General features: G+C 60.2%; 16 protein-coding genes and 4 tRNA genes. 14 read left to right on the top strand and 6 right to left on the bottom strand.

Annotated features, from left to right (window positions below; translation table 11 throughout):
- Positions 1–10 precede the first annotated feature (10 nt).
- Both SJI03_RS24675 and SJI03_RS24670 read left to right on the top strand, forming a co-directional pair.
- Positions 11–3,592, top strand: coding sequence for an ABC transporter permease/M1 family aminopeptidase (locus SJI03_RS24675; RefSeq protein ID WP_322428951.1), 3,582 nt, complete (start codon positions 11–13; stop codon positions 3,590–3,592).
- Between the two features lie 132 nt (positions 3,593–3,724).
- Positions 3,725–4,141 (top strand): hypothetical protein, encoded by a 417-nt coding sequence (locus SJI03_RS24670; RefSeq protein WP_099379257.1) that lies wholly within the window; start codon positions 3,725–3,727, stop codon positions 4,139–4,141.
- 13 nt (positions 4,142–4,154) lie between these two features.
- Here the strand turns inward: SJI03_RS24670 and SJI03_RS24665 are convergent, their stop codons facing one another.
- Positions 4,155–4,631 carry a DUF1203 domain-containing protein gene (locus SJI03_RS24665; protein WP_099379299.1) on the bottom strand — a complete coding sequence of 159 codons (477 nt, stop codon included), beginning with the start codon at positions 4,629–4,631 and terminating at the stop codon, positions 4,155–4,157.
- A 192-nt stretch (positions 4,632–4,823) separates the two neighbouring features.
- Positions 4,824–5,333, bottom strand: a complete 510-nt coding sequence (ssb, locus tag SJI03_RS24660; RefSeq protein WP_034781209.1) for a single-stranded DNA-binding protein — start codon at positions 5,331–5,333, stop codon at positions 4,824–4,826.
- 381 nt (positions 5,334–5,714) lie between these two features.
- Here ssb and uvrA point away from each other — a divergent pair, with 381 nt between their 5' ends.
- Together uvrA and SJI03_RS24650 are read left to right on the top strand one after the other, a co-directional pair.
- Positions 5,715–8,564 carry an excinuclease ABC subunit UvrA gene (gene uvrA / locus SJI03_RS24655; RefSeq protein ID WP_322428950.1) on the top strand — a complete coding sequence of 950 codons (2,850 nt, stop codon included), beginning with the start codon at positions 5,715–5,717 and terminating at the stop codon, positions 8,562–8,564.
- Positions 8,565–8,716: 152 nt separating this feature from the next.
- Complete coding sequence (locus tag SJI03_RS24650) at positions 8,717–9,847, top strand: hypothetical protein (protein WP_322428949.1); 1,131 nt, start codon at positions 8,717–8,719, stop codon at positions 9,845–9,847.
- 197 nt (positions 9,848–10,044) lie between these two features.
- On the opposite strand, the gene SJI03_RS24645 is transcribed toward SJI03_RS24650, so the two are convergent.
- Positions 10,045–11,916: a phosphoenolpyruvate carboxykinase (GTP) gene (locus SJI03_RS24645; RefSeq protein WP_322428948.1), complete on the bottom strand. Its 1,872-nt coding sequence runs from the start codon at positions 11,914–11,916 to the stop codon at positions 10,045–10,047.
- 328 nt (positions 11,917–12,244) lie between these two features.
- On the opposite strand from SJI03_RS24645, the gene SJI03_RS24640 reads away from it, so the two are divergent.
- Complete coding sequence (locus tag SJI03_RS24640) at positions 12,245–13,258, top strand: D-2-hydroxyacid dehydrogenase family protein (RefSeq protein WP_322428947.1); 1,014 nt, start codon at positions 12,245–12,247, stop codon at positions 13,256–13,258.
- Here SJI03_RS24640 and SJI03_RS24635 read toward each other — a convergent pair.
- Positions 13,246–14,019, bottom strand: coding sequence for an L-asparaginase (locus SJI03_RS24635; protein ID WP_322428946.1), 774 nt, complete (start codon positions 14,017–14,019; stop codon positions 13,246–13,248). The two genes, SJI03_RS24640 and SJI03_RS24635, sit on opposite strands and share 13 nt — an antisense overlap.
- Before the next feature lie 161 nt (positions 14,020–14,180).
- Between SJI03_RS24635 and SJI03_RS24630 the strand changes: the two genes are divergently transcribed.
- Both SJI03_RS24630 and SJI03_RS24625 read left to right on the top strand, forming a co-directional pair.
- Positions 14,181–14,666, top strand: a complete 486-nt coding sequence (locus SJI03_RS24630) for an asparaginase domain-containing protein (RefSeq protein ID WP_034781194.1) — start codon at positions 14,181–14,183, stop codon at positions 14,664–14,666.
- Between the two features lie 608 nt (positions 14,667–15,274).
- Positions 15,275–17,920 carry a TonB-dependent receptor gene (locus SJI03_RS24625; RefSeq protein ID WP_322428945.1) on the top strand — a complete coding sequence of 882 codons (2,646 nt, stop codon included), beginning with the start codon at positions 15,275–15,277 and terminating at the stop codon, positions 17,918–17,920.
- Between the two features lie 135 nt (positions 17,921–18,055).
- Here SJI03_RS24625 and SJI03_RS24620 read toward each other — a convergent pair whose 3' ends face one another.
- Both SJI03_RS24620 and dinB read right to left on the bottom strand, forming a co-directional pair.
- On the bottom strand, positions 18,056–18,952 hold the full coding sequence (locus tag SJI03_RS24620) for a recombination-associated protein RdgC (RefSeq protein WP_034754435.1): 897 nt from the start codon (positions 18,950–18,952) through the stop codon (positions 18,056–18,058).
- A gap of 118 nt (positions 18,953–19,070) precedes the next feature.
- Entirely contained in the window at positions 19,071–20,225 is a 1,155-nt protein-coding gene (gene dinB, locus SJI03_RS24615; RefSeq protein ID WP_322429008.1) for a DNA polymerase IV, read from the bottom strand.
- A 185-nt stretch (positions 20,226–20,410) separates the two neighbouring features.
- Here dinB and SJI03_RS24610 point away from each other — a divergent pair, with 185 nt between their 5' ends.
- The 7 genes from SJI03_RS24610 to SJI03_RS24580 all read left to right on the top strand — a co-directional run bounded on the left by SJI03_RS24610 (position 20,411) and on the right by SJI03_RS24580 (position 25,129).
- Entirely contained in the window at positions 20,411–22,573 is a 2,163-nt protein-coding gene (locus tag SJI03_RS24610) for a S9 family peptidase (RefSeq protein WP_322428944.1), read from the top strand.
- Between the two features lie 99 nt (positions 22,574–22,672).
- A tRNA-Val gene (locus SJI03_RS24605) sits at positions 22,673–22,748 on the top strand.
- A gap of 54 nt (positions 22,749–22,802) precedes the next feature.
- Positions 22,803–22,879 (top strand) — tRNA-Asp (locus tag SJI03_RS24600).
- Between the two features lie 217 nt (positions 22,880–23,096).
- Positions 23,097–23,172 (top strand) — tRNA-Val (locus SJI03_RS24595).
- Positions 23,173–23,229: 57 nt separating this feature from the next.
- A tRNA-Asp gene (locus SJI03_RS24590) sits at positions 23,230–23,306 on the top strand.
- A gap of 108 nt (positions 23,307–23,414) precedes the next feature.
- Positions 23,415–24,512 (top strand): hypothetical protein, encoded by a 1,098-nt coding sequence (locus tag SJI03_RS24585; protein WP_322428943.1) that lies wholly within the window; start codon positions 23,415–23,417, stop codon positions 24,510–24,512.
- Complete coding sequence (locus SJI03_RS24580; protein ID WP_322428942.1) at positions 24,503–25,129, top strand: ABC transporter ATP-binding protein; 627 nt, start codon at positions 24,503–24,505, stop codon at positions 25,127–25,129. Before SJI03_RS24585 ends, SJI03_RS24580 begins: the two co-directional genes overlap by 10 nt.
- Positions 25,130–25,261 lie beyond the last annotated feature (132 nt).

Raw genomic sequence — 25,261 nt, 5'->3', positions numbered from 1 at the left:
GGAGCGCGCCATGTGGAAGGAATTTTTCAAGTTTGACCTCGGCTACCAGCTGAAACAGCCGCTGCTGTGGGTATTTTCCGTCATCCTGGCCTTGCTAGCCTTTGGCGCCAGCAGCAGCGATTCGATCCAGATCGGCGGCGCCATCGGCAACATCAACCGCAATGCGCCCACCGTGGTGGCGCAGTTGCTGACGATGTTCAGCCTGCTGTCGATGTTGCTCATCACCATCTTCATCGCCGGCGCCGTGCTGCGCGACAGCGAAGTGGGCATGGCCGACATGCTATTCGCCACGCCCATGCGCAAGTGGGATTACCTGTTCGGCCGCTTCGCCGCCGGCTTTGTCGCCTGCCTGGCCATCTTCGTCTGCATCGCCTTCGGCATCATGCTCGGCCCCCTCATGCCCTGGGTCGATCCGCAGCGCGTGGGCGCGTTCTCGCTGCAGGCATATGCATGGAGCTTTGCCGTGATGGTGATTCCCAACCTGCTCTTCATCGGCGCCCTGCTGATGCTGCTGGCGGCCACCACGCGCTCAATGATGCTGGTCTACGTGGGCGTGCTGGGCTTTTTCGTGCTGTGGGGCACGGCTGGCGCCTTTACGCGCGACATCAACAACGAATGGATCGCCGTCCTGCTCGATCCGTTCGGCATGCGCGCCCTGGGCCGCATGACGCGCTACTTCACGTCCGCCGAAGCGAACGCGGGCCTGCCGCCGTTTGCCGGCTTCCTGCTGGCCAACCGCTTGCTGTGGCTGGGTATCACGGCGCTGCTGTTTGCCGCTACCGTGATCCTGTTCAAGCCGCAACGCACGGGGACGGGCAAGCGCCTGTTCGGCAAGCACAAGGCGGAAACGCTCGCCCCCGCCGTCACGGCGCCGCGGGACTTGCCGCGCAGCATCCCCACCTTGACGGCCGCGACGGCCTGGCGCCAGTGGTGGCAAATCCTGCGCTTCGACGCCGCCGGCGTCTTCAAGAGCCTGCCCTTCCTCGTCATGCTGCTGTTCGGCATGATCAACCTGATCGCCGCCGCCAATGTCGGCAAGAACATGTATGGCACGGCCGTGTATCCGATGACGCATTTGCTGTTGCAGCAGATCAGCAACAGCTTCAGCTTCCTCCTGATCATCATCGTCACCTTCTATGCGGGCGAACTGATCTTCAAGGAACGGCAAGTGAGGATCGCCGACGTCAGCGATGCCATGCCCGTACCCGATTGGGTGCCACTGCTGGCCAAATGCACGGCCCTGGTCGGCGTCATCGCCGGCTACCTGCTGGCGGGCGTCCTCACGGCCATCGGCTTCCAGCTCGTCAAGGGCGGCGCGCCCGTGGAACTGGGGCTGTACCTGAAAGGCACCCTGCTGGGCGCCCTCTTCTTCGTGCTGATGAGCTTGTGCGCCCTCACCCTGCAAGTGCTGTCGAATAACAAGTTCATCGGCTACCTGCTGGTGATCCTGCTGATGGTGGCGCAAGCCGTGCTGGGCATGCTGCACTTCGAACACAATCTGTACGCCTTTGGCGGCACGCCGGCCATCCCGTATTCGGACATGAATGGCTACGGCCACTTCTTCACGGGCTGGGCCTGGTTTGCGCTGTACTGGAGCCTGTTCACCGTGGCGCTTGTCATGCTGGCGCAGGCATTCTGGGTACGCGGCCTGTCGACCGGCTGGCGGACACGCCTGGGCCTGGCTCGTCAACGCCTGCAAGGCCGTACGGGCGCCGCGCTGGCCGTGGTGCTGCTGTGCTGGGCAGGCACGGGCGGCTGGATCTTCTACAACACGAACATGCTGAACAAATACGAGACGTCGGACATCGGCATGGACAGGCAGGCGCGCTACGAAAAACTGTACAAACAGTACCAGCACTTGCCGCAGATGAAGATCACGCAAGTCCAGGCCAATGTGGATATTTATCCTGAGCAACGTAAAGTCTTGATCAAGGGCCACTACGTGCTGCAAAACAAGACGGCGCAGCCGCTCGATACCCTGCGCATCCAGCTCAATCCAGACCTGGAAACGCACTGGTTGAACTTGCCCGAGCACAAGGTAGCGCTCGACGACAAGGCGCTCGGTTTCAGCATCATCAAGCTGGCCCAGCCCCTGGCGCCCGGCGCCACCCTGCCGCTCGACTTCACGGTGGCCGCCACGCATCAGGGCTTCACCAACAGCGGTGCAGCGGACCAGGTCAACCTGAACGGCAGCTTCTTCAACAACCAGGCGTATTTTCCGCACTTCGGCTATGCCAAGGAGATGGAGTTGACGGACCGCAATGAGCGCCGCAAGCGGGGCCTGGGCGAACCGCAGCGCATGGCCAAGCTGGAAGACACGTCCGCGTATGGCGACACGGTGCTGGGCGGCGATGCCGACTGGATCCATTTCGACACGACGGTGTCCACCAGCGGCGAGCAGATCGCCCTGGCGCCCGGCTATCTGCAAGGCAGCTGGGAAAAGGATGGCCGCCGCTATTACCGCTACAAGATGGACCAGCCGATGCTGCCGTTCTTTGCCTACCTGTCGGCGCGCTGGGAAGTCAACAAAGGCGAATGGCACGGCTTGCCGATCGAAATTTATTTCGACAAGAAACACGGCTACAACACGGACCGCATGATCACTTCCGTGCAAAAGTCGCTCGACTATTACAGCACCGAGTTCACGCCTTACCAGCACAAGCAGGTGCGCATCCTCGAGTTCCCCGGCTACCAGAGCTTCGCCCAGTCGTTTGCGAATACGATTCCGTATTCGGAAGGCATCGGCTTCATCGCCGACCTGCGCGACAAGGAGGACATCGACTACGTGTTCTACGTCACGGCGCATGAAATGGCGCACCAGTGGTGGGGCCATCAGGTGATCGGCGCCAACGTGCAGGGCGCCACCATGCTGATGGAGTCCTTGGCGCAATACTCGGCCCTGATGGTGATGGAAAAGGAATACGGCCGCGACAAGATGCGCCGCTTCCTGCGCTATGAACTGGACCGCTACCTGAGCGGGCGCGGCGGCGAAGCCATCGAGGAATTGCCGCTGGCGCGCGTAGAGGGACAGCAATACATCCACTACAACAAGGGCAGCCTGGTGTTTTACCGCCTGCGCGACGAAATCGGTGAAGCCGCCTTGAACCGTGCCCTGAAACGCTATCTGCAGGACAAGGGCTACCAGCAGGCGCCATTCACCACCGCGTCGGAATTGCTGGCCTACATCCGCGCCGAAGCGCCGCAGGACAAGCAGGCCCTGATCACGGACCTGTTCGAGAAAATCGTGTTCTACGATAATCGCGTCACGCAGGCAACGGCCGTCAAGCGCCCCGATGGCCAGTGGGACGTCACCATGCAGCTGCACCTGGCCAAGCTGGAGTCCGACGGCAAGGGCAAGGAAAGCCCGCGCGCCTACGACGAACCGGTAGAGATCGCCATCTTCGCGCGCGCGCCGGGTGCTAAAGAAAAGGATGAAAAAGTCCTGTTCACGGACAAACGCGTCTTGTCGGGCAGTGACCCCGTGGTGACGATTACGGTGAAGGAAAAACCGTTTGAAGTGGGCGTCGATCCGTACAACAAGATGATCGACCGGGTCTCGCGCGATAACCGCAAGGAAGTCAGTACCCATTAAGGCTTGCATCAACGCGCTTGATGCAACGCAAACCGGCCGCGCCTTCGATGAGTGCGCGGCCGTTTTTTGTGCCTGGCGTAAGATGGAAAGCGCCAGCAACCGTGCTGGCATCAACGTCAAAGGGAAAAACGCATGCCGCATCGTCCATTGCCCATCCACGCCTGCCTGCTGCTGGCGGCACTCGTCTTCGCCACGCCCGCCTGGAGCGCCGATCCCATCCACAAGGAAAGCGTGACATTGACGGCGAACCAGGCCACGCATACGGTCAAGGGCAAGATCAAGGGTTACGCCACGGCCGAATACACGCTCACGGGCAAAGCGGGCCAGAGCCTCGGCGTCAAGCTGAAAACCAATCAGCCGTCGAATTACTTCAACATCCGCCAGCCAGGCCAGGACGAAGCCCTGTTCATCGGCTCGACCAGCGGCAACAGTTACCAGGCGAAACTGCCGGCCGATGGCGAGTACACGGTACAGGTCTATCTGATGCGCAACGCGGCGCGCAGGAATGCGGTGGCGGCATACACGCTCGATATCGGCTTGCGCGATTAGATAAGGGAGCAAATCAAGCGCGGTCAATACGGTCGATGCGGCCCGCATAACAGCCCCGCTTGGCATTGTGAACGTGGATATAACTGACGTCCGCATTGCCAAATAGTCGTGCAATGACGGCTTCCATGGCGGTGCCGTCCACCACGTCGGCATCGAGCATCATGCCATCGGCAGCATAGGCACGCAGCGACAATAAACGCAACCGCATCGATTCCGGCACCTGATTGACGGCATCGTACGCTTGCGTGGCACCCTCGCGCACAAAAATGGCGTGGCAAGCCCGGTAGGGCGTCATGGCGGGTTGGCACACATGATTCAATAACAGCACGGTCTCGCCCAGCTCGGCGTCCACCAGCGTAATACGGTCAGGAAATCCGGGATGTTGGTCGACCACATAGCGCCGTATGCCGAGCGCGGTCAACTCGGCATCGGATAAGGAAAAAAAAGGCAGAAAAGGCTCGGGCGACAAACCCGTAATACGAAAATCCATGCTGTTCTCCGGTGGCGTCAAAACCGCCATCAGACCAGCATCCGGACAGCGCCGCCATCCGCTTCTTGCTGTGGAATGTGACCATGCATTCCGCATCACCTTCTACTGCCCGCGCCCATAAAAAAGCCTGCTTCACGGGTGAAGCAGGCTTTTTATCGACAGTGCCTGACGGCAGGCGTCAGAACGGCGTATTTAGAACGGGATATCGTCGTCCATGTCCGAGAAGTTCGGTGCTGGCTTCGGTGCCGGGCGTGGTGCTGGCGCCGGGGCTGGACGCGGTGCTGGCGCCTGGCGCGGAGCCGGGGCTTCGTAGCCGCCGCCACCGCCATAGCTGTCATCGCCACCGCCGGCGTCGCCGCCCATGCCGGAACGGCCGCCCAGCATTTGCATCTGTTCAGCGATGATGTCGGTTGCGTACTTCTCGACGCCGTCCTTGTCCGTGTATTTACGGGTTTGCAGACGGCCTTCGACGTAGACGGACGAACCTTTTTTCAGGTATTGGCCGACGATTTCCGCCAGGCGGCCAAAGAACGAGATACGGTGCCACTCTGTCAATTCTTTTTGTTCGCCCGTGTTGCGGTCCTTCGATTTGTACGAAGTGGCCACGGCGATGTTGGCGATCGCGTCGCCGCTAGGCATGTAGCGGATTTCCGGGTCACGGCCCAGATTGCCGACGATGATGACTTTGTTGACTGATGCCATGAATAACTCCTGATGAACTGCAGCGGGAGCCGGTGTCCCGCGCGGTAGTTTAGTGTACTAAACGAGGATTATAAGCGACCACGCGGCGCAAAGCACCCGCTTTCTGGCGGACGCCCTCTCCCGTGCGGCAGCAGGTTTTTTTCACGTCAGGTGAAAACAAGAAACTTGAATACTGGTATTATATACAGTGTTTAAACGTCTGCACGCATCTGTATCAAACTTTGTCAGGGCACGTTCGCCTGGCGGCGCAATCCGCCCATGGACGCCTCAGGCATGCAGAGCAAAACCCGGCTATAGTTACAGGTTGACCCGTTGTGGCTCCTCATCTGCACCCAGGCACAATGCGCCGGCCGCACCACTCACTGAAAGCAAGGCAATCACATGGAACAGATCCGCATTCGCGGCGCTCGCACGCATAACCTCAAGAATATCAATCTCGATTTGCCGCGCAATAAGCTGATCGTGATTACCGGCTTGTCCGGCTCCGGCAAGTCTTCGCTGGCCTTCGACACCTTGTACGCGGAAGGCCAGCGCCGCTATGTCGAGTCGCTGTCGGCGTATGCGCGCCAGTTCCTGCAATTGATGGAAAAACCCGACGTCGACCTGATCGAGGGCTTATCTCCCGCCATCTCCATCGAACAGAAGGCAACTTCGCATAACCCGCGCTCGACGGTGGGTACCGTGACGGAAATCCACGATTATCTGCGCCTGCTGTACGCGCGCGTGGGTACGCCCTACTGCCCCGACCATCCTGAAAACGCGCTGGCCGCCCAGTCCGTATCGCAAATGGTCGATGCTGTGCTGGCCATGCCGCAAGACACCAAGCTGATGATCCTGGCGCCCGTCGTCGCCAACCGCAAGGGCGAGCATGTCGACCTGTTCGAGCAGATGCAGGCGCAGGGCTTCGTGCGCTTTCGCGTGCAGAGCGGCACGCATGCCGCCAAGATTTATGAAGTGGATGACCTCCCGAAACTGAAGAAAACGGAAAAACACACGATCGACGTCGTCATCGACCGGGTCAAGGTGAACCAGGAGATCAAGCAACGGCTGGCGGAAAGTTTCGAGACAGCCCTGCGCCTGGCCGATGGCCGCGCCATCGCCTACGAAATGGATACGGCCCAGGAGCACGTGTATTCCAACAAGTTCGCCTGCAATGTGTGTGGCTATTCCCTGCAGGAACTGGAACCGCGTCTGTTCTCGTTCAACAACCCCATGGGCGCCTGCCCCGAATGCGACGGCCTGGGGCATATCGAATTCTTTGACCCGAAACGCATCGTCGCGTTCCCGAACCTGTCGCTCGCTTCGGGCGCCGTCAAGGGCTGGGACCGCCGCAACCAGTTTTACTTCCAGATGCTGTCGAATCTGGCCGCGTATTACGAGTTCGACCTGGACATGCCGTTCGAGCAGCTGGACTTGAATTCACAGCAAGCCGTGCTGTACGGCTCCGGCAAGCAAGTGATTCCGTTCAGCTATGTGAACGAACGGGGCCGCACCGTCATCAAGGAACACACGTTCGAAGGCGTGGTCAACAATCTGCAGCGCCGCTACCGCGAAACGGATTCAATGGCCGTCAAGGAAGAACTGGCCAAGTTCATCAATGAAAAATGCTGCCCGTCATGCGATGGCGCGCGCCTGCGCGTGGAAGCGCGCTTCGTCAAGGTCGGCACGGGCAAGCAGCAGCGGGCCATCTATGAAGTGGCGGGAAAACCGCTGCGCGAGACCCTGGAATTTTTTGAAAAACTGAAACTGACGGGCGCCAAGAAAGAGATCGCTGACCGCGTGGTCAAGGAAATTATTTCGCGCCTGAAATTCCTCAACAATGTGGGCCTCGACTACCTGTCGCTGGACCGCAGCGCCGACACGCTCTCCGGCGGTGAAGCACAGCGCATCCGTTTGGCATCGCAGATCGGCTCCGGTTTGACGGGCGTCATGTATGTGCTCGATGAACCGTCGATCGGCTTGCATCAGCGCGATAATGACCGTCTGATCGAAACCTTGAAACACTTGCGCGACATCGGCAACAGCGTGCTGGTGGTCGAGCATGACGAAGACGCCATCCGCACGGCCGACTACATCGTCGACATGGGCATCGGCGCGGGCGTGCACGGCGGCGAAATCATCGCCGAAGGCACCTTGTCCGACATTCTCAAGAACAAGAAATCGCTGACGGCGCAATACCTGAACGGCAAGCTGAAAATCGCCGTACCAGCCAAGCGCCACGCCAGCAATCCGGAAAAGCAGCTGCTCATTACTGGCGCGACGGGCAACAACCTGAAAAAGGTGTCGCTGAGCTTGCCGGTGGGCCTGATGACGTGCGTGACGGGCGTGTCCGGTTCGGGCAAGTCGTCGCTGGTCAACGATACTTTATATCCGGCCCTGTCGCGCCATCTGTACGGTTCGCAGACGGAACCGGCGCCGCACGAGTCGATCAGCGGCCTGGAACACTTCGACAAGGTCATTTCCGTCGACCAGGCGCCGATCGGTCGCACGCCGCGCTCGAATCCCGCCACCTACACGGGCTTGTTTACGCCGATCCGCGACCTGTTCTCCACCGTGCCGACGGCCAAGGAACGCGGTTACAGCGCGGGCCGCTTCTCGTTCAACGTCAAGGGCGGACGCTGCGAAGCATGCCAGGGCGATGGCGTGATCAAGGTCGAGATGCATTTCTTGCCCGACGTCTACGTGCCATGCGACGTCTGCCACGGCAAGCGCTACAACCGCGAAACGCTGGAAGTACAATACAAGGGCAAGAACATCACGGAAGTGCTGGGCATGACGGTGGAAGAGGCGCATGAATTCTTCAAGCCCGTGCCCTTGATCGCGCGCAAGCTGCAAACCCTGCTCGACGTGGGCCTCGGCTACATCAAGCTGGGCCAGAGCGCCACCACCCTGTCCGGCGGCGAGGCGCAGCGCGTCAAATTGTCGCTGGAATTGTCCAAGCGCGACACGGGCCGCACCCTGTACATCCTCGACGAACCGACGACAGGCCTGCACTTCCACGACATCGATTTGTTGTTAAAGGTCATCCACCGCCTGCGCGACCAGGGCAACACCCTCGTCATCATCGAGCACAACCTGGACGTCATCAAGACGGCCGACTGGATCGTCGACCTGGGCCCCGAAGGCGGCGCTGGCGGCGGGCAGATCATCGCCACCGGTACGCCGGAAGACGTGGCGCTGAACCCGGCCAGCGTGACGGGCAAGTACCTGGGGCCGCTGCTGAAGCAATAAGCGGCGCTTCCCTGCCCATCCCCCGGCCAGCTATGTTGCCCGGGGGATTTTTCTATGGGAAACTATTCTTTCTGGTCACAGCACCGGCTTTCAGAGAAAACATGCCGCACTTCCCCTCACGTTTATCCAGCTGGGTTCGCCATTGCGTAACCATGCCATGGTTGCTGTCGTCCGGCGTGGCGGTGGCTTGTTCTTGCATGCAGGAGATATCCGGCGAGTTCCTCCATGCGGCGCCGGCTGCATCCGGCAAGCCGGCCGTGGTCACCGTGCCTGCCAATGCACGTGGCATCCTGTTCCTTCCAAATCAATCTCCCGATTTCCTGGTCAGGGATCAGGATGGCCATATCCTTGTCGGCCCGCCTGTCCCCCTTTCCGCCAAGCGGTTTCGTATTATCGAGCGCGGTACGGGACGCAAGCTGACACCGGTGGCGGTACGATTGCGCGTGGAAAAACAGGTGGGAGTACAACCCTATATTTACTATCTGGCCAGCCCGGAAATGCAGCAATGCGCCGAAGAGAAGAACGCGTCCATGCCGATGTGCCGCAGGGTGAAAGCCATGGAACGGAGCTGGGACAAACCGGAACCGGAGGGGCCGAGCGATACCGTCAAGCGCTTCGCCATGCAGCAAGGCTTGCGTGAGGTCAGCGAGGAAATCGACGCCTCGTATGGCTTATACAGGATCGAGGCGCGCGAAGGCTTCAAGCCTGGCAAGCTGTACGACATCAGCTATCGCTCTACAGAGCGCAAGCTAACAGTGGTGCTGCGCATGGGCACCACGCCCTTGCGCATCAATGCCCCAGGTCAATTTTCCGTTCGCACAGATGGCGCACCGCGGCGTGAGCGTTTGCAGATGGCGCAGGGTGGCACTTGCTCCAGGACCGCCAAGCTGGCCAGCCAGCCCTTGCAACTGGCCTGGCCACCAGCCTACGACGCGTATGAGTCGCTTGTGATGTACTTCATGCGGCACAAATTACATCAGGAAGACAGGCAGCAAACCGCGCCGCCAGGACGCTTTTTTCCCTTCCAATACTGGCCGTCCCTGTGTACCGACATCGCCCATGGCAGCAGCTTTCATGGCAATGGCCGCGAACTGGCGGTCGGCGATTGCAAGGCGCCTGCCGCACGCGAGGTCAAGGCCTACGCAGGCGTACTGGAAGTGGAGGACCGCTTGCATGAGACAGCGCCCCTGTCAGTCACATTTCCAAAGGCAAAACCGGAAGAATGTCCAGCAATGATGGACGAGGTCTATCCGATTTATTTCGTGCCAGCCCAGGCAGGCTAGCCCCCTCGAACGCGCCATAAAAAACGGCGCGGATTGCTCATGCAATCCGCGCCGTTTCTCTTTTTGATAGCACCCCAGTCATTGCCGGCGTGTCATTTATCGCACGCCAGTCTTTGCTGGCGTGTTTCTCCCCCACTACAACTCTCAACACCTGACAAGCTACTGCGCTTGTCAGGCGCCGCTTTACGCTAACTTATTTATGCACCCAGCCGCTTTTCCAGCGCAGCCTTGTGATCTGCCAATTCCTGCGGCAGATGATACGCGAGTTTTTCAAACAACTCCGTATGCAATTTCAACTCTTCCACCCACGCGGCCTTGTCGATCGAGGTGATGGTGTCGAACTGTTGCTGCGTGAATGGCAAGCCATCCCAGTTCAAATCGCCATACTGCGGCGTCGTGCCGAACAGGTTTTCCACCCCGCCCGCCTTGCCTTCGATACGCTCAAGCATCCATTTCAGCACACGCATGTTGTCGCCGAAGCCAGGCCAGACGAATTTGCCAGCCTCGTCCGTGCGGAACCAGTTGACGCAATAGATCTTCGGCAGGGCAGCCGGGTTGACTTTGCCCACCTTGACGCCCATGTCCAGCCAGTGCTGGAAGTAATCGCTCATGTTATAGCCGATAAACGGCAACATGGCAAATGGATCGCGGCGCACGACACCCATCTGGCCCACGGCGGCGGCCGTTGTTTCCGAACCCATGGTGGCGGCCATGTAGACGCCTTCGACCCAGTTGCGCGCTTCGGTGACCAGCGGCACGGTGGTCGAGCGGCGGCCGCCAAAGATGAAGGCCGAGATCGGTACACCGGCCGGGTCGTCCCAGGCCGCGTCGATCACCGGGTTTTGCGTTGCCGCAACAGTGAAGCGCGCGTTCGGGTGCGCCGCCTTGGTGCCGGACGCTGGCGTCCAGTCCTTGCCCTGCCAGTCGATCAGGTGGCTTGGTGCTTCCTTGGTCAAACCTTCCCACCAGACGTCGCCGTCGTCCGTCAGCGCCACGTTGGTGAAGATCGTGTTGTCGCGCATGGAGGCCATGCAGTTGTAATTGGTTTTTTCGTTGGTGCCCGGCGCCACGCCGAAGTAGCCCGCTTCCGGATTGATGGCATACAGGCGGCCATCCGCGCCCGGCTTGATCCAGGCGATATCGTCGCCGATGGTGGTCACTTTCCAGCCGTTAAAACTTGCCGGCGGGATCAGCATGGCGAAGTTGGTCTTGCCGCAAGCCGAGGGGAACGCCGCCGCCACGTAGTGCTTCTTGCCTTCCGGCGATTCCACGCCGAGGATCAGCATGTGTTCGGCCAGCCAGCCCGGATTGTTGTCCGATGCTTGCGCTTCCTGGTAGCCCATGTTCGAGGCAATGCGCAGGGCGAAACATTTCTTGCCCAGCAAGGCGTTACCGCCGTAACCCGAGCCGAAGGACCAGATTTCGCGCGTTTCCGGGAAATGCACGATGTACTTGGTGCTGTTGCACGGCCATTTCACGTCAGCCTGGCCAGCAGCCAGCGGTGCGCCCACGCTATGCACGCACGGCACGAACTCGCCATCGGTGCCCAGCACGTCGTACACGGCACGGCCCATGCGGGTCATGATCTTCATGTTGACGGCGACATACGGCGAGTCGGACAGTTCCACACCGATGTGCGCGATCGGCGAGCCCAGCGGGCCCATCGAGAAGGGCACGACGTACATGGTGCGGCCGCGCATGCAGCCGTCGAACAGGCCGTTCAAGGTGTGGCGCATCTCGCCAGGCTCGGTCCAGTTATTCGTCGGGCCGGCCGCTTCTTTCGTTGCCGAGCAGATATACGTGCGGTCTTCGACGCGGGCCACGTCGCTCGGATCGGAGCAGGCCAGGTAAGAATTCGGGCGCTTTTCGGCATTCAGTTTTTTCATGGTGCCGCTGGCAACCATTTCAGCGCACAGGCGCTCGTACTCTTCTTGCGAACCATCGCACCAGTAAATACGATCTGGCTTGGTCAGCGCGGCAATGTCGGCCACCCAGTTGATCAGTTTCTGTTGTTTAATATAAGCTGGGACGTTGAGTGCGGCGACGCCACCCATGACGGGCTGATTCATATTACCTCCAATACCAATAAAAGAAATTCTGGTCGTTCCGGCAAGACGGGCAGCATCGTCGAGAGGTGGCTGCGGCTCACTGCGGGCGGTGTGCTCACGCGGGCAGGGCTCTGGTGTCGTTTACCTGGATCATGCACCCAGGCTGCAGGAACAGTTTGCGCTATAACTATAATCAGGAAGCTTCAAAAGTGCCGGCGATTGTACACCCGCTAAACAGCTATTCTCGCAAAAATGTAGGAGAATAGCTTGACTAATGTAGTAGGCTATTCAGCATTTCCCGTATCCTGTTATTTCCCTACCAAATCCTCACTAAAATCGGCCATCCACCATGAAAATTGCCATACTTGATGATTACCAGGATGCCGTGCGCGGCCTCGATTGCTTCCAGTTGCTCGATGGCCACGAGGTCAAAGTGTTCAGCAATACAGCGCGGGGCCTGGGCCAGCTGGCGATCCGCCTGGCGCCGTTCGACGTGCTGGTGCTGATCCGCGAACGCAGCAGTTTCAACCGGGCCTTGCTGTCGAAACTGCCGAATTTGAAACTGATTTCGCAAACGGGCAAGGTCAGCGGACACATCGATGTGCCGGCAGCCACCGAGCTGGGCATCGCCATCGCGGAAGGCATCGGCTCGCCCACGGCGCCGGCCGAACTGACGTGGGCGCTGATCATGGCGGCGCAGCGCAAGATCGTGCCGTACGCGCAACATTTACAAGAGGGACTGTGGCAGACGTCGTCGCTGGAGGCAACGCGTAACACCCTCGGCACGGTATTGAAAGGGCGCATCCTGGCAATCTGGGGCTACGGCAAGATCGGTCAATTGATCGCCGGCTATGGCCGCGCCTTCGGCATGACCATCCTCGTGTGGGGCAGCGAAGCGAGCCGCGCCGCGGCCGTGGCGGCCGGCGATACGGCGGCAGAGTCGCGCGAGGCCTTCTTCGAGCAAGCCGACGTCTTGACCTTGCACCTGCGCCTGTCCGACGCCACGCGCGGGCTGGTAACAGCCGAGGACCTGGCGCGCATGAAGCACACTTCCCTGTTCGTCAACACCAGCCGCGCCGAGCTGGTCGCCGATGGCGCGCTGGAAGCGGCGCTGCCACAGGGGCGCCCGGGCGCGGCCGCGCTGGACGTGTTTACGGACGAGCCGCTGCCGCCAGGCTCGCCATTGCTGCTGCTGCCGAACGTGCTGGCCACGCCACACCTGGGCTACGTCGAGCGTGACAGCTATGAGCTGTATTTCCGCTACGCCTTGCAAAACATCGTGGATTTTGCACAAGGTCAATGCACGCGCCTGCTCAATCCGGAAGTGCTGGCGCATGCGCGGCAAGCCCCTCAGGAGCGCTGAAAGCCCTTCAACAGGTCCGGCTCGCCCGTGATGCGGATGGCAGGCACGGGCAGCACGTGCCGGCCGCGCCACAGGCCGGCCCAGCCGGGCGGCCAGGCGATGTCCGGCCCACGGTACGGCGCCACGCCGGCGCGCACGGCCACGACCGGCACGGGCGGCATGTCGGGCAAGGGTTCGCCTGGCGTGCGCTGCATGTCCAGGCTGTACATGTAATCGGGCAATAAGGCGTCGCAGACGCGGCCAAACCAGTCGCTATGGTCGTCGTCGCGTCCCAGCGCCTGCGCCAGGCCTTGCGGATCGAAACGGGCCAGGGCATCGATCAACTCGCCAGTGGTGGCGCCGGGCGTGTCGCCCCAGCCCATCACGGGGTTGACGTTGTAATCGGCGCCCGAACCGTACCAGCCTTCGCGCCAGGGCCGCTGCATCCAGTCGCGCGGTCCCGTAAACAAATGCCAGCGCCAGTGCAGCCCCGACGGTTTCGGCCACGAATACAGATACAGTTTTTGATAGCCGGCCTGATGCAGTTCGCGCACCATGGCCATCAGGCGCGCGTGCGGCATGCGGTCCGGCGGCGCGCGGCGAAACAGGATCGCTTCGCCATCGGCAAATTGCACGTCGTCGGTCGACAGGTTCAGGTCCAGGGTCCGCGCTTCGCTGCCGAAACGGGCGGCGATCCAGCCCGTCAGCAAATTGACGGACGTGATCACCCCGTAACCGCGGTGGCGGTGAAAAATGACGGTGCCGGGAGCGAGCGCTTTCATACGGAATCGGGGTGGCAGGCAAACAAAGAAACCAGTGTACTCACAGATGGCCAAATTTTCCAGATGCGATCCGCAACGGCCCGCCGCGGCTCGCCATTCACGCAAGGCACACAATCCACGCTATCATGCGCGTCATTCTCCACTGACATCGTGACCACATCATGACTTTGCGCATACTCGCCACTGGCGGCACTTTCGACAAACACTACAACGAATTGAACGGTACCCTGGGCTTTTCCGACAGTCATTTGCCGGCAGCGATTGCACGCGCGCGCATGACGGCCCCCGTGGCGCTGGAGCAATTGCCCCTGCTCGATTCGCTCGACATGCAGGATGCGGACCGTCAGCGCGTGCTGGCCTCGTGCCGCGCGGCGCAGGAGAAAGCCATCGTCATCATCCACGGCACCGACACCATGCGCGAAACAGCGCAAGTTCTGGGCGCGGCGAACCTGCAGCAAACGGTGATTTTGACGGGGGCCATGATTCCCTACGAAATCGACAACTCCGATGCCTTGTTCAACCTGGGCTTTGCCTGCGGCGTAGCGCAAACCTTGCCAGCCGGCGTGTACGTGGCCATGAATGGCCAGATCTTCGCCTGGGACAATGTGCAAAAGAACCGCGCCGCCGGCGTATTCCAGCCCTTGTAAGCCAATGCCCGACAGCGCACGACAAGCAGACCGGCACACGGTCTGACTGGCACGCTGTCACAATTCGACCAGCCCGTTTTCAACGGGCTTTTTTTACGTTTTTTTGCCTTTCGAAAATTCTGCAAAGCCGCAGATTTCGTCGAATTATTGCAGGTAAAACATCAAATTGCCAATACAATAATTTTATGTTGTAAAAAAACGCCATTCATCATTTTTAAAAACGCTGATATTATTAAATATAAAACTGCAATTTAACAATTAACTTGAATATTCTTCTGTATCCATAATTTATTGCCAAATCCGACACGGTTGATATGCATTTTTTCTTGCTGAGACGACATAATGTTCGCCTCGACAAGTCAAAAGTGCATTTATAACAATATTGCGCTAAGTAGTCTTCCACTTCCCACCGACGTGGTTCCGCCTACCGTACACGAGCACTGCTGGTCATCTATCCGATGGCTTATACGTGCTCGTGTACTGCTTGTCGTTATTAAAACTACTACGGAGTAATTGTTACAATGGCATTTAAAGAAAAAATTGGCGTACGCAGCGTACGCCTGGCCCTGACCGTTCTGGCAGGTAGCGTCTTGTTCTCTGGCCAATCCATGGCGGACGAAGCAATTCAAAAAGTTGAAATTACCGGTTCGAGCATCAAGCGTATCGCTGTCGAAGGCGCCTTGCCTGTACAGCGCCTGTCGCAAGAAGCGATCGCCAAATCGGGCGCCACTTCGGTAGCCGACCTGATCCAGGCACTGCCAGCCATGCAAGGCTTCACCATCGGCGCAGTCGCCGCTGGTTCGAATTCGGGCGGCAATACCAGCGCATCGCTGCACGGTATCGGCGAGACCTACACCCTGGTGCTGTTGAACGGCCGCCGCATCGCGCCACAAGGTTCCGGCACCACGGTCAACCTGAACGCCATCCCGATGAGCGCCGTTGAGCGCGTCGAAGTCCTGACCGACGGCGCTTCGGCCCTGTACGGCTCGGACGCCATCGCCGGCGTAGTCAACTTCATCCTGAAGAAAAACCAGCAAGGCGCCACCCTGGAAGCTACTTACAGCGCTCCGGAAGCCAAGGGCGGCAACACCTGGAATACCAGCGTCACCTATGGTTTCGGAGACCTGGACGAAGACCGCTTCAACGTGCTGGTCTCGTACCGCCACGACGAGCAGTCGAAACTGCGCGCTACCGACCGTACGTTCGCCGATAGCTCGTACCTGAAATTCGCCCGCGGCGGCAAGAACTACATCTGGGACCGCACCAGCACCTCGGCTGCACCAGCAGGCGCCACCGTTGCCTACAAGACAAAAGACAGTGTCTCGACCGCATTCACGCCTTACCTGGAGATGACCGGCGAATGCCCTACAGGTTTCGACCTCACCACCAGCAATGCACGCGCTTGCGGTTTCGACACCGGTTCCACCGTGGAAATCGTGCCGCAATCGAAACGCGACAGCCTGTTTACCAAAGGCACGTACAAGCTGAACGACAACCTGAACGCGTTCGCCGAAGTCGCCTACTCGCGCTTCGACCTGACCGCGCGTATCGCCGCCAATCCGATTCCGATTTCGATCGCCAAGGACAGCGCGCTGTACAACACCTATGTGTCGCCCTACCTGACGCCAGCGCAACGTGCCGACGTCAAGTCGGTCACCGCCAACTACCGTACGACGGACTTCGGCCTGCGCGCCAGCAACACCATCACCGAAACCAAGCACATGGTGGTGGGCGTGGAAGGTGAACTGGGCGCCTGGAACTTCGAAAGCGGCCTGACCTGGTCGCAAAACTCGATCGACGAGCGCTACACGGGCGGTTACGCAACAAATCAAGGCTTCAAGGACATCCTCGCCAATCCGGATTTCAATCCGTTTGCAACAACGCAAAAGCCATCCGTGCAGTCGCAAATCGCTGGCGCGCAGTTCATCGGTTCGATCCGTACCGCATCGACCACCATGCGCGGCGTCGACACGCACGGTTCGCGTGAACTGTTCGACCTGCCAGGCGGCAAGGCCAGCCTGGGTATCGGTGGCGATTACCGCACCTACCGCTATGAGCAGTCGCCAGACAGCAACGGCACGTCGAAAGATATCTACAACTTCAACACCTCGCCTGCCTACGACTTGAGCCGCGATACCTATGGCGCTTTCGTCGAATTGCTGGCACCGCTGACCAAGTCGTTCGAAATGACCGTTGGCGGCCGTTACGATGCCGTCAAGGCGATCGATGACAAGCTGCACAGCAAAACTGTCGGCAAAAAAGACAGCGCCAATACCTACAAGGTATCGGCACGCTGGCAGCCGGTACAAACCGTGCTGATCCGCGGTTCCTACGGCACGGGCTTCAAGGCGCCAAGCATGCTGGACCTGGCACAGCCATTGGTCACTGCAGGCTTTACTGCCAAGAAATTTGATTGCCCTTACCCAGGTACGGCACTGTGCCGCGCGGAAGCAACGCAATACAACGCCATGTCGGAAGGCAATCCTGAGCTGCAATCGGAAAAATCGAAACAGTTCACCCTGGGCTTCCGTGTCGAGCCTAGCGCGGCCTTCTCGTTCGGCGCCGACCTGTGGGATGTGAAACTGCGTAATGCTGTATCGGAAATCACCGAAGCGCAGGCATTTGCCGATCCAGTCAAGTACGCGACGAGCTTCACGCAATATATCGAACCGTCGACCGGCAATCCCTACTACGCGTTCAAGAAACTGTCGGTCAACATCGGCAAGAAGGAATACCGTGGTATCGACTGGGATCTGTCGGCCAACCACAAGTTTGACTTCGGCAAGCTGACCGCCCAACTGAGCGGTACGCACATGTTGCACGCGAACTACACCAAAGCTGGTAGCGACAATATCTACACCAGCAACATGGACTTCTTCGGCGATACCAACGAAGTCACGTTCCGCAACCTGATGAAGCTGACGACGACCCTGGATACGGGCCGCCTGAGCAACACGGTGACCGTCAACTACCGTAACGGCTACACCGATGCGGCAGCTACCGTGTACGACGTGGCCACCAAAAAAGAAGTGAAGGATTTCCGCCTGCAAGTTCCGTCGTACACCACGTTCGACTGGCAAGCGCGTTTCGCCTTTGACAAGCAAACCACGATCCGCGCAGGCATCAAAAACCTGTTCGACCGTGCACCGCCGCTGTCGCTGCGCTCTTCGTCGGGCCACCAAGTTGGTTTCGACCCACGCTACGCCGATCCAATGATGCGTTCGTTCTACATCACCGGCAACTACAAGTTCTAATTTGACGTTGTAAGTTAGCTTGTCTCGAAAGCGCCTTGCACCTCACCGTGCAAGGCGCTTTTTTTATGCAGCAACACATTGCATAGGCGAAAAAAAAGGAGCCGCAGCTCCTTTTCCGTACCGGCATGACTGCGCTTATGCAGTCGCTTCGCCGCCCAATGCCTCGACCACGTCGGCCATCAGCTTGCTCAATTCGCCCGTCATCAGCATCACGTCGCCGTCGAAACGCTCTTCGTCGTTCTTCGTGCTCGATTCCGTTTCCTTGATCACGTCCAGCGGCTTGACGCTCTTGATGGCCAAGGACTCCGTCAGCACGAAGGAAATCTTGTCGTTCCACGTCATGGCCAGGCGCGTGCACTGCTTGCCGGCGGCGATATGGCGGCGCACGTCGTCCGCTTCCAGGGTGTGGCGCACGTAGCGCACGGTGGCCTTGCTTTCGCCCGTGGCGCGCAATTCCGTATCCATGTCGACCGTGAAGCCGGCCGGCGCATCGTCGGCTTGCAGCCATTCCGTCATCACCGCCACGGGCGAGCGCTGCACGCGCAGGCTTTCCAGCGGCAGTTTGTCGACGGCTTTGAGCAGCAGCTTGATGACTTCATCGGCTTTTGCCGGGCTGGCGGCATCGACCACCAGCCAGCCATTGACGGGATCGATCCACGTCCAGACGTTGCTGCGGATGCTGAAGGCGCGCGGCAGCAGCTCGTCGGCCACGCGTTCCTTCAATTCCTTCATGGCCTTTTTACCAGGCGCAAACCCTTGCGCTTCTTCCATCTCGGCAGCGCGGGCCTTGGCCACCTGGTTGATGACGGTCGCTGGCAGCAGTTTCTTTTCCGTGCCCAGCAGGATCAGCATCTGCTTGTTGACCACGTGGACCAGGCCGCCGTTCGGGCGTGGCGTATCCCAGCCCTGGCGCATCAGATCCATGCTGGTCGCCGGCGTAAATTTGTTCGAGGACAAGGCCTCTTCCAGTTGTTCTGGCGTATAGGCCCATGGTGCGGGCAGGCGGTAAATCTGAAGATTCTTGAACCACATAGTTTTTGTCTTCCGTTTGTTTCAGTAGTGCCAGGGGAACGCCATTCTACACTTTCGACACGGGAATGCCGTCAAAAGCGCGGACTGGCGCGGTGTTGTTGATGCGTAGGGAATGCCGCTACAGGGCGGGAAACAGCTCCGCCTGGGCTGGCGCCTGCCGCATCACGCTGGCCGGATCGGACAAGGTCGAGATGCGCACGCCCAGCAGGCGGATTTTCTTTTCAAATGGCACGCGCCGCAAGCAGTCGCGGCTGGCGCGCAGGATGGCGGCGGCGTCTGCCGTGGCGCTGGGCAAGGTGATGTCGCGCGTGACGGTGCTGAAATCCTCGAAGCGCAGCTTGATGCCCACCGTGCGCCCCGCCAGCGATTGTTTGTCCAGGTCGCCAGCCACGCGCGTGCACAGGCTTTCCAGCTTTTCCGACAGGGTGGCGCGGTCGCGCACCACCTGCAAGTCGCGCTCGAACGTCGTTTCGCGGCTGACGGACTTGGTTTCCCGGCTCGTCTGCACGGGCCTATCATCGATGCCCAGCGCCGCCTGGCGCAGCCAGCCCGTGTACAGGTCGCCGAACTGCGTGCGCAGCATGGCCATGTCGGCCTGCGCCAGCTCGCCGATGCTGACAATGCCCAAGGCTTCCAGCTTGGCCGTCGCCTTCGGGCCGATGCCGTTGATCTTTTTCGCCGGCAAGGGCCACACGCGCGTGGCGATATCCTCGGGCGACAAAATGGTCAGCCCGTCCGGCTTTTCCAGGTCGGAACAGATTTTGGCCAGCAATTTGTTCGGCGCCAGGCCGATCGAGCACGACAGGCCCGTCGCCTCGGACACGGCCGCCTTCAGGCGCGCCGCCATGGCCGGCGCCTGCTCACCGTATTCGGTCAGATCGACATAGATTTCATCGATGCCCACGTTCTGGATGATGGGGCACAACTGGGCCACGGCCTGCTTGAAACGGGCCGAATACTCGCGGTAAGCCTCGAAATCGGCCGGCAGCAGGATGCTGTCGGGCGCGAGCTTGGCCGCCTTCATGATGCCCATGGCGGAAAACACGCCAAACGCGCGCGCCGCATAGGTCGAGGTGGTGACGACGCCGCGCCCCACGTAGTCGCGCATGCGCGCAAACTGCCGCGTGCCATCTTCCTGCAGCACGGGCTGCTGCAAGCGCCCGCCGCCGATGACGACGGCTTCGCCGCGCAATTCCGGATATTTCAACAGTTCCACGGAGGCGAAGAAGGCGTCCATGTCCAGGTGGGCTATCCAGCGGCGGGTTTCAGGCAATGTAGGGGCAGATGCGGTCAAGGACACCTCGCGGCGGGATGCTATCGGATACTGTAATTATATACAGTATCGCTGCAATTGCCAGTGGATGCAAGCAATGGGACGGTATTGATTGAAATCATGATTGGCTTTTCTATTTAGCAAGAATAGAATCGCTGCACAACAACGAAACCTAGGGAGTTGCCTTGTCCACTGTACCTCACGTCTTACGCCGACTGGCCGTCTGCTCATCCATCCTGCCGGCCGTGCTTCTCTCCACCTTGGCGCCATCCGCGCTGGCCGACACCACCACCATAACCACCAGTGCACCGGTCGCCGCCAAGACGGCCTGGCAGGAAACGCGCCACGGCACGATCGTCACGGACGACTACCGCTGGCTGCAAAAGAAAACCGATCCTGCCGTGATCGACTACCTGAATGCGGAAAACGCCTACACGGCCGCCGTCACGGCGCCGATCCAGCCGCTGGCCGACAAGGTGTATGCGGAAATCAAGGGCCGCATGCAGGAAGTGGACCTGTCCGTGCCCGCGCGCCAGGGCAATTTCTACTATTACACGCGCGTGGAAGCGGGCAAGCAATACCCGATTCACTGCCGCCGCCCCGTCGGCGCCAGCGGCGCCTACGATGCGCAGGCGGCTGAGGAAATCCTGCTGGACCAGAACCAATTGGCCGAAGGCCACAAATTCTTTGCCGTGCGCGCCTTCAGCGTCAGCCCGAATGAACAGTTGCTGGCCTACACCACCGACACGACGGGTTTCCGCCAGTACGAGTTGCATGTCAAGGATCTGAAAACGGGCAAATTGCTGGGCGACAGCATGCCGCGCGTGACATCGCTGGCGTGGGCGGCGGACAACGCCACCCTGATGCTGGCGCAGGAAGACGCCACCACCAAGCGCTCGGATCGATTGTTCCGCCTGGCCCTGGGCGGTGCGCCGCAACAGGTCTACCACGAGCCGGTGGAACAGTTCGCCATCAACGTGGGTCGCACGCGCGACAAGCAATTCTTCGTGCTCACCTCGGGCAGCACGGATACCAGCGAAGTGCTGCTGCTGCCAACGAGCACGCCGCAAGGCAGTTTCCAGAGCGTGCTGAAACGCGAAAAAGGCCACCGCTACGGCATCGAGCACCGCGACGGCCAGCTGTATATTCTGACCAACAAGGAGGCGAAGAATTTCCGTGTCGTCAGCGCGCCCTTGTCCGCGCCGCAGCCGAAGAACTGGAAGCCGGTCGTGCCGCACAACAAGGATGCCGTGATCCAGTCCATCGACGTCTTCCAGGGTTACCTGGTGGTGATGGAAAAGGCGCGCGCCCTGAACCGCGCCCGCATCCTTGATTTTGCGCAAAAGAATTGGAAGACGGTGCAGTTCGACGACCCCGTCTACCTGGCCACGGCGGCCGGTACGCCGGAGTTTTCCGCCACGCAATTTCGCATGTCCTACCAGTCACCCGTCACGCCGCCCACCGTCATCGACGTCAGCATGCAGGATGGCAAGCGCACGGTGCTGAAGCAGCAGGAAATCGTCGGCGGCTTTGACAGCAGCCGCTACACGACGCAGCGCTTGTGGGTCAAGGCGCGCGATGGCGTGCAAGTGCCGCTGTGGATTGTCTACAAGAAAGGCGTGAAACTCGACGGTTCCGCGCCGCTGCTGCTGTACTCGTATGGTTCGTATGGCATTTCCACGGAAGCCAGTTTTGCCATCAGCCGCATCAGCCTGCTGGAACGGGGCGTCATCTATGCGCAGGCGCATATCCGCGGCGGCACCGACATGGGTGAAGCCTGGCATGAGGACGGCATGCTGATGAAGAAGAAAAACACCTTCAATGACTTCATCGACAGCGCCGACTATCTGGTGCGCGAAAAATGGACCAGCCCGAACCGCCTGATCATCCAGGGCGGCAGCGCGGGCGGCTTGCTGATGGGCGCCGTCGTCAACATGCGCCCCGACCTGTTCCACGCCGTGCACGCAGCCGTGCCGTTTGTCGACGTGATGAACACCATGATGGACGCCAGCCTGCCGCTGACCACGGGAGAATATCTGGAATGGGGCGACCCGAACCAGAAGGCCGCGTACGACTACATGCTCAGCTACTCGCCATACGACAACATTGCGCGCAAGAATTATCCCGCCATGCTGGTGACGACGGGCCTGAACGACAGCCAGGTCATGTACTGGGAACCGGCAAAATACGTGGCCAAGCTGCGCGCATATAAGACGGATGGCAATCCCCTGCTGCTGAAAACGAATATGGGTGCCGGCCACGGCGGTGCGTCGGGCCGCTACAACGCCATTGCCGAGAACGCATTCAATATGGCGTGGATGCTGTCGCAGTGGAATATCACGGAATAATGTGAAAAAAGCGCTTGCAGAAGGATTTTAGCCGTCCTATAATAGCGCCTCTTCCAGACGTGGTGACAAACGTCGGGATGGTTTTCTGAGACAAGCAACGGGTGCTTAGCTCAGTTGGTAGAGCGGCGCCCTTACAAGGCGTAGGTCGGGAGTTCGAGCCTCTCAGCACCCACCAAATCAGAAAACTGTCCAGTGCTTCATGGATCAGCAACACAGATCATACGAGCTTGGAGTGGTAGTTCAGTTGGTTAGAATACCGGCCTGTCACGTCGGGGGTCGCGGGTTCGAGTCCCGTCCGCTCCGCCAATAAAAGAAAAGCCCTTTGGTTCCCAGAACCGAAGGGCTTTTCCCATTTCAGAAGCCAAAAACACGCCTATCCCCCCTCGCCTGAACATTTTTGCGCTTTTCAGCAAAAAAACTGCCATTCGCCGTCAAGAATAGTTGCACAAGCACGAAAGCGCCCCCTATAATAGTGCCTCTTCCAGACGTGGTGACAAACGTCAGGATAGTTTTCTGGGTATGCGGGTGCTTAGCTCAGTTGGTAGAGCGGCGCCCTTACAAGGCGTAGGTCGGGAGTTCGAGCCTCTCAGCACCCACCACCAAAACAGAAAATTATCCAGTGCTTCATGGATCAGCAACACAGATCATACGAGCTTGGAGTGGTAGTTCAGTTGGTTAGAATACCGGCCTGTCACGTCGGGGGTCGCGGGTTCGAGTCCCGTCCGCTCCGCCAATAAAAGAAAAGCCCTTTGGTTCCCAGAACCGAAGGGCTTTTCCCATTTCTGGACAGCAAATGCTCTAGAATCAGCGCTACCCTGACTCCACCCCTGCCCGCATGCGCTTGCCCCGTAGTATTCACCCCTACCTCGCCCTGCGACTGCGCCTGGCCCATCATGCTTTGCTGCAATTTGCCGCCAGCCTGGCCAGTTCCATGGAAATTCTCGTGTTCCTGGCCGGTCCCGTCCTGCTGGGTCTGCTCAGCGTCATCGCCCTGCCCGGCTTTCTCGCCATGACACTGCCCTGGCCCGCCGCTTTGAGCCTGCTGGCCGCGCAAGCCTTGCTCACGTGCCTGCCCGCGTGGCTGCTGCGCAAGCGATTGTTGCCGGCCAGTACCGCCGCCTGGCTGCGCCAACTGCCCTTGCCGCCGCGCCTGCGCTGGCAGGCCGACATCGCCGTGGCCGGCCTGCTGATGCTGCCGCTGGGCCTCGCCTATGCCGTCTCGGCCGCCATCTGGCTGATACAGTCGCCGCCCTGGCTGCGCACTATCGTCGCGCCCGGCATGGCCGCCACCCTCATCATCTGGCTGCTGGCGTGGATATTGACGAGCGGCATCATCGCGCTGCGCCTGCGCGCACCCCGCCCCGCACAAGGAGCGCGCCCGCCCACGATGACGACCTACGTGCCGCAACGCCACCGCTGGCACAGCGTATTCCTGTGGCGCCAGCTGTTCTGGCTGCCGTTCTGGCGCAACGAAAATGTGATCGGCCTGCAGCAAAGCGTGCTGCTGGCCACGGCTGGCGCCAGCATGCTGGCCTGGCTGCTGCGCACACCGCTCGTGCCCGCGCCGCTGCTTGGCTTGCTGGCCAGCGCCAGCCTGGTCATTCTGACGGACCGGGGCGACAAGGCCGTGCGCGAGCAGATCGCCGTGCTGCGTCCCACCTTGGACGCCTGGCCCCTGGCCAGCACGGGCTTGACGCGCCTGGCCTGCGCGGCCAGTCTGCTGCCGGCGTTTGCCGTGCTGCTGGCGGGTGCTTTCTTGCTGTACGTCATCGATCCGTCAGTCCTGCAGCAGCGCGTGACCAGCGTGTATGCCCTCACTGCCAGCGCCGCCCTGCTGGCCATCGTCGGCCTGCCCCGCCTGACGGCGCGCGGGCGGGTCGTCCTCGTCGTCCTGTCCATCCTTGCCTTGAGCGCCATCGGAAGCGAATTATGGAATTGAACCTGCCTTCTCCCGTGCTGCACATCGAGCACCTTGATTTTCACTTTCCCACGCACAGCGTCTTCCAGGGATTCAATCTGCAATGCGGCCCCGGCATCAACTGGCTGCGTGGCGCGAACGGGGCCGGCAAGACGACCTTGCTGAAGCTGGCGGGCGGCGCCCTGCTGCCCGCGCGCGGCGCTATCCGCCTGGACGATATCGACAGCGGCTGCATGCCGCTGGCCTACCGCGCGCAAGCTTTCTATTGCGGCGGCGACCTACCCGCCCTGCCCTGGCTGCAAGTGCACGAGTTTCTCGACCTGCACCTGGCCCTGTATCCGGGCTGCGACCAGTCCCTGCTGAACGACGAGTTGAGCGCGTTTGCCCTGACGTCCACCTTGCAGCAGAGCATCACCGCCCTGTCCCTGGGCCAGCATAAAAAACTGCAACTGGCGCTGGCACTGGCCTTGCCCGTGCGCCTGCTGCTGATCGATGAACCGTTCAATGGCCTCGATGCCTCCGCCATGGCGTACTTGCGCCAGCGCTTAGCCGAGCCATCCCGCCTGGCGCGCCAGTGCATCGTGCTGACCAGCCACCTGGCGCCCGACGTGCCACTGGCGGCGACGGTGGAAATATAGACAGGAAATACAGCTTTGCAGATCGACCAAGGACAGCTTACGATGCCGTGTTGCAAAAACCGGCGATCCCGGTGCAGCCACCACCATAAAACGGCGCGGTTATTCACCGCGTCCAGCCTATTCTTGGAGATC

The sequence above is a fragment of the Janthinobacterium sp. GMG1 genome (genome assembly GCF_034427795.1).
Classification (GTDB): Bacteria; Pseudomonadota; Gammaproteobacteria; order Burkholderiales; family Burkholderiaceae_D; genus Janthinobacterium.
The sequence above is the reverse complement of the archived record's forward strand: the minus strand, read 5'-3'. Positions and strand labels throughout refer to the sequence as shown.

What these genes read in the sequence shown, in the direction of transcription:
- SJI03_RS24635 (WP_322428946.1), bottom strand. Translation starts at nt 14,019, where the DNA reads ATGAAAGCGCTCGCTCCCGGCACCGTCATTTTTCACCGCCACCGCGGT.
- SJI03_RS24640 (WP_322428947.1), top strand. Translation starts at nt 12,245, where the DNA reads ATGAAAATTGCCATACTTGATGATTACCAGGATGCCGTGCGCGGCCTC.
- SJI03_RS24665 (WP_099379299.1), bottom strand. Translation starts at nt 4,631, where the DNA reads ATGGATTTTCGTATTACGGGTTTGTCGCCCGAGCCTTTTCTGCCTTTT.
- SJI03_RS24630 (WP_034781194.1), top strand. Translation starts at nt 14,181, where the DNA reads ATGACTTTGCGCATACTCGCCACTGGCGGCACTTTCGACAAACACTAC.
- SJI03_RS24650 (WP_322428949.1), top strand. Translation starts at nt 8,717, where the DNA reads ATGCCATGGTTGCTGTCGTCCGGCGTGGCGGTGGCTTGTTCTTGCATG.
- ssb (WP_034781209.1), bottom strand. Translation starts at nt 5,333, where the DNA reads ATGGCATCAGTCAACAAAGTCATCATCGTCGGCAATCTGGGCCGTGAC.
- SJI03_RS24620 (WP_034754435.1), bottom strand. Translation starts at nt 18,952, where the DNA reads ATGTGGTTCAAGAATCTTCAGATTTACCGCCTGCCCGCACCATGGGCC.
- SJI03_RS24645 (WP_322428948.1), bottom strand. Translation starts at nt 11,916, where the DNA reads ATGAATCAGCCCGTCATGGGTGGCGTCGCCGCACTCAACGTCCCAGCT.
- SJI03_RS24670 (WP_099379257.1), top strand. Translation starts at nt 3,725, where the DNA reads ATGCCGCATCGTCCATTGCCCATCCACGCCTGCCTGCTGCTGGCGGCA.
- SJI03_RS24580 (WP_322428942.1), top strand. Translation starts at nt 24,503, where the DNA reads ATGGAATTGAACCTGCCTTCTCCCGTGCTGCACATCGAGCACCTTGAT.
- SJI03_RS24625 (WP_322428945.1), top strand. Translation starts at nt 15,275, where the DNA reads ATGGCGGACGAAGCAATTCAAAAAGTTGAAATTACCGGTTCGAGCATC.
- uvrA (WP_322428950.1), top strand. Translation starts at nt 5,715, where the DNA reads ATGGAACAGATCCGCATTCGCGGCGCTCGCACGCATAACCTCAAGAAT.
- SJI03_RS24675 (WP_322428951.1), top strand. Translation starts at nt 11, where the DNA reads ATGTGGAAGGAATTTTTCAAGTTTGACCTCGGCTACCAGCTGAAACAG.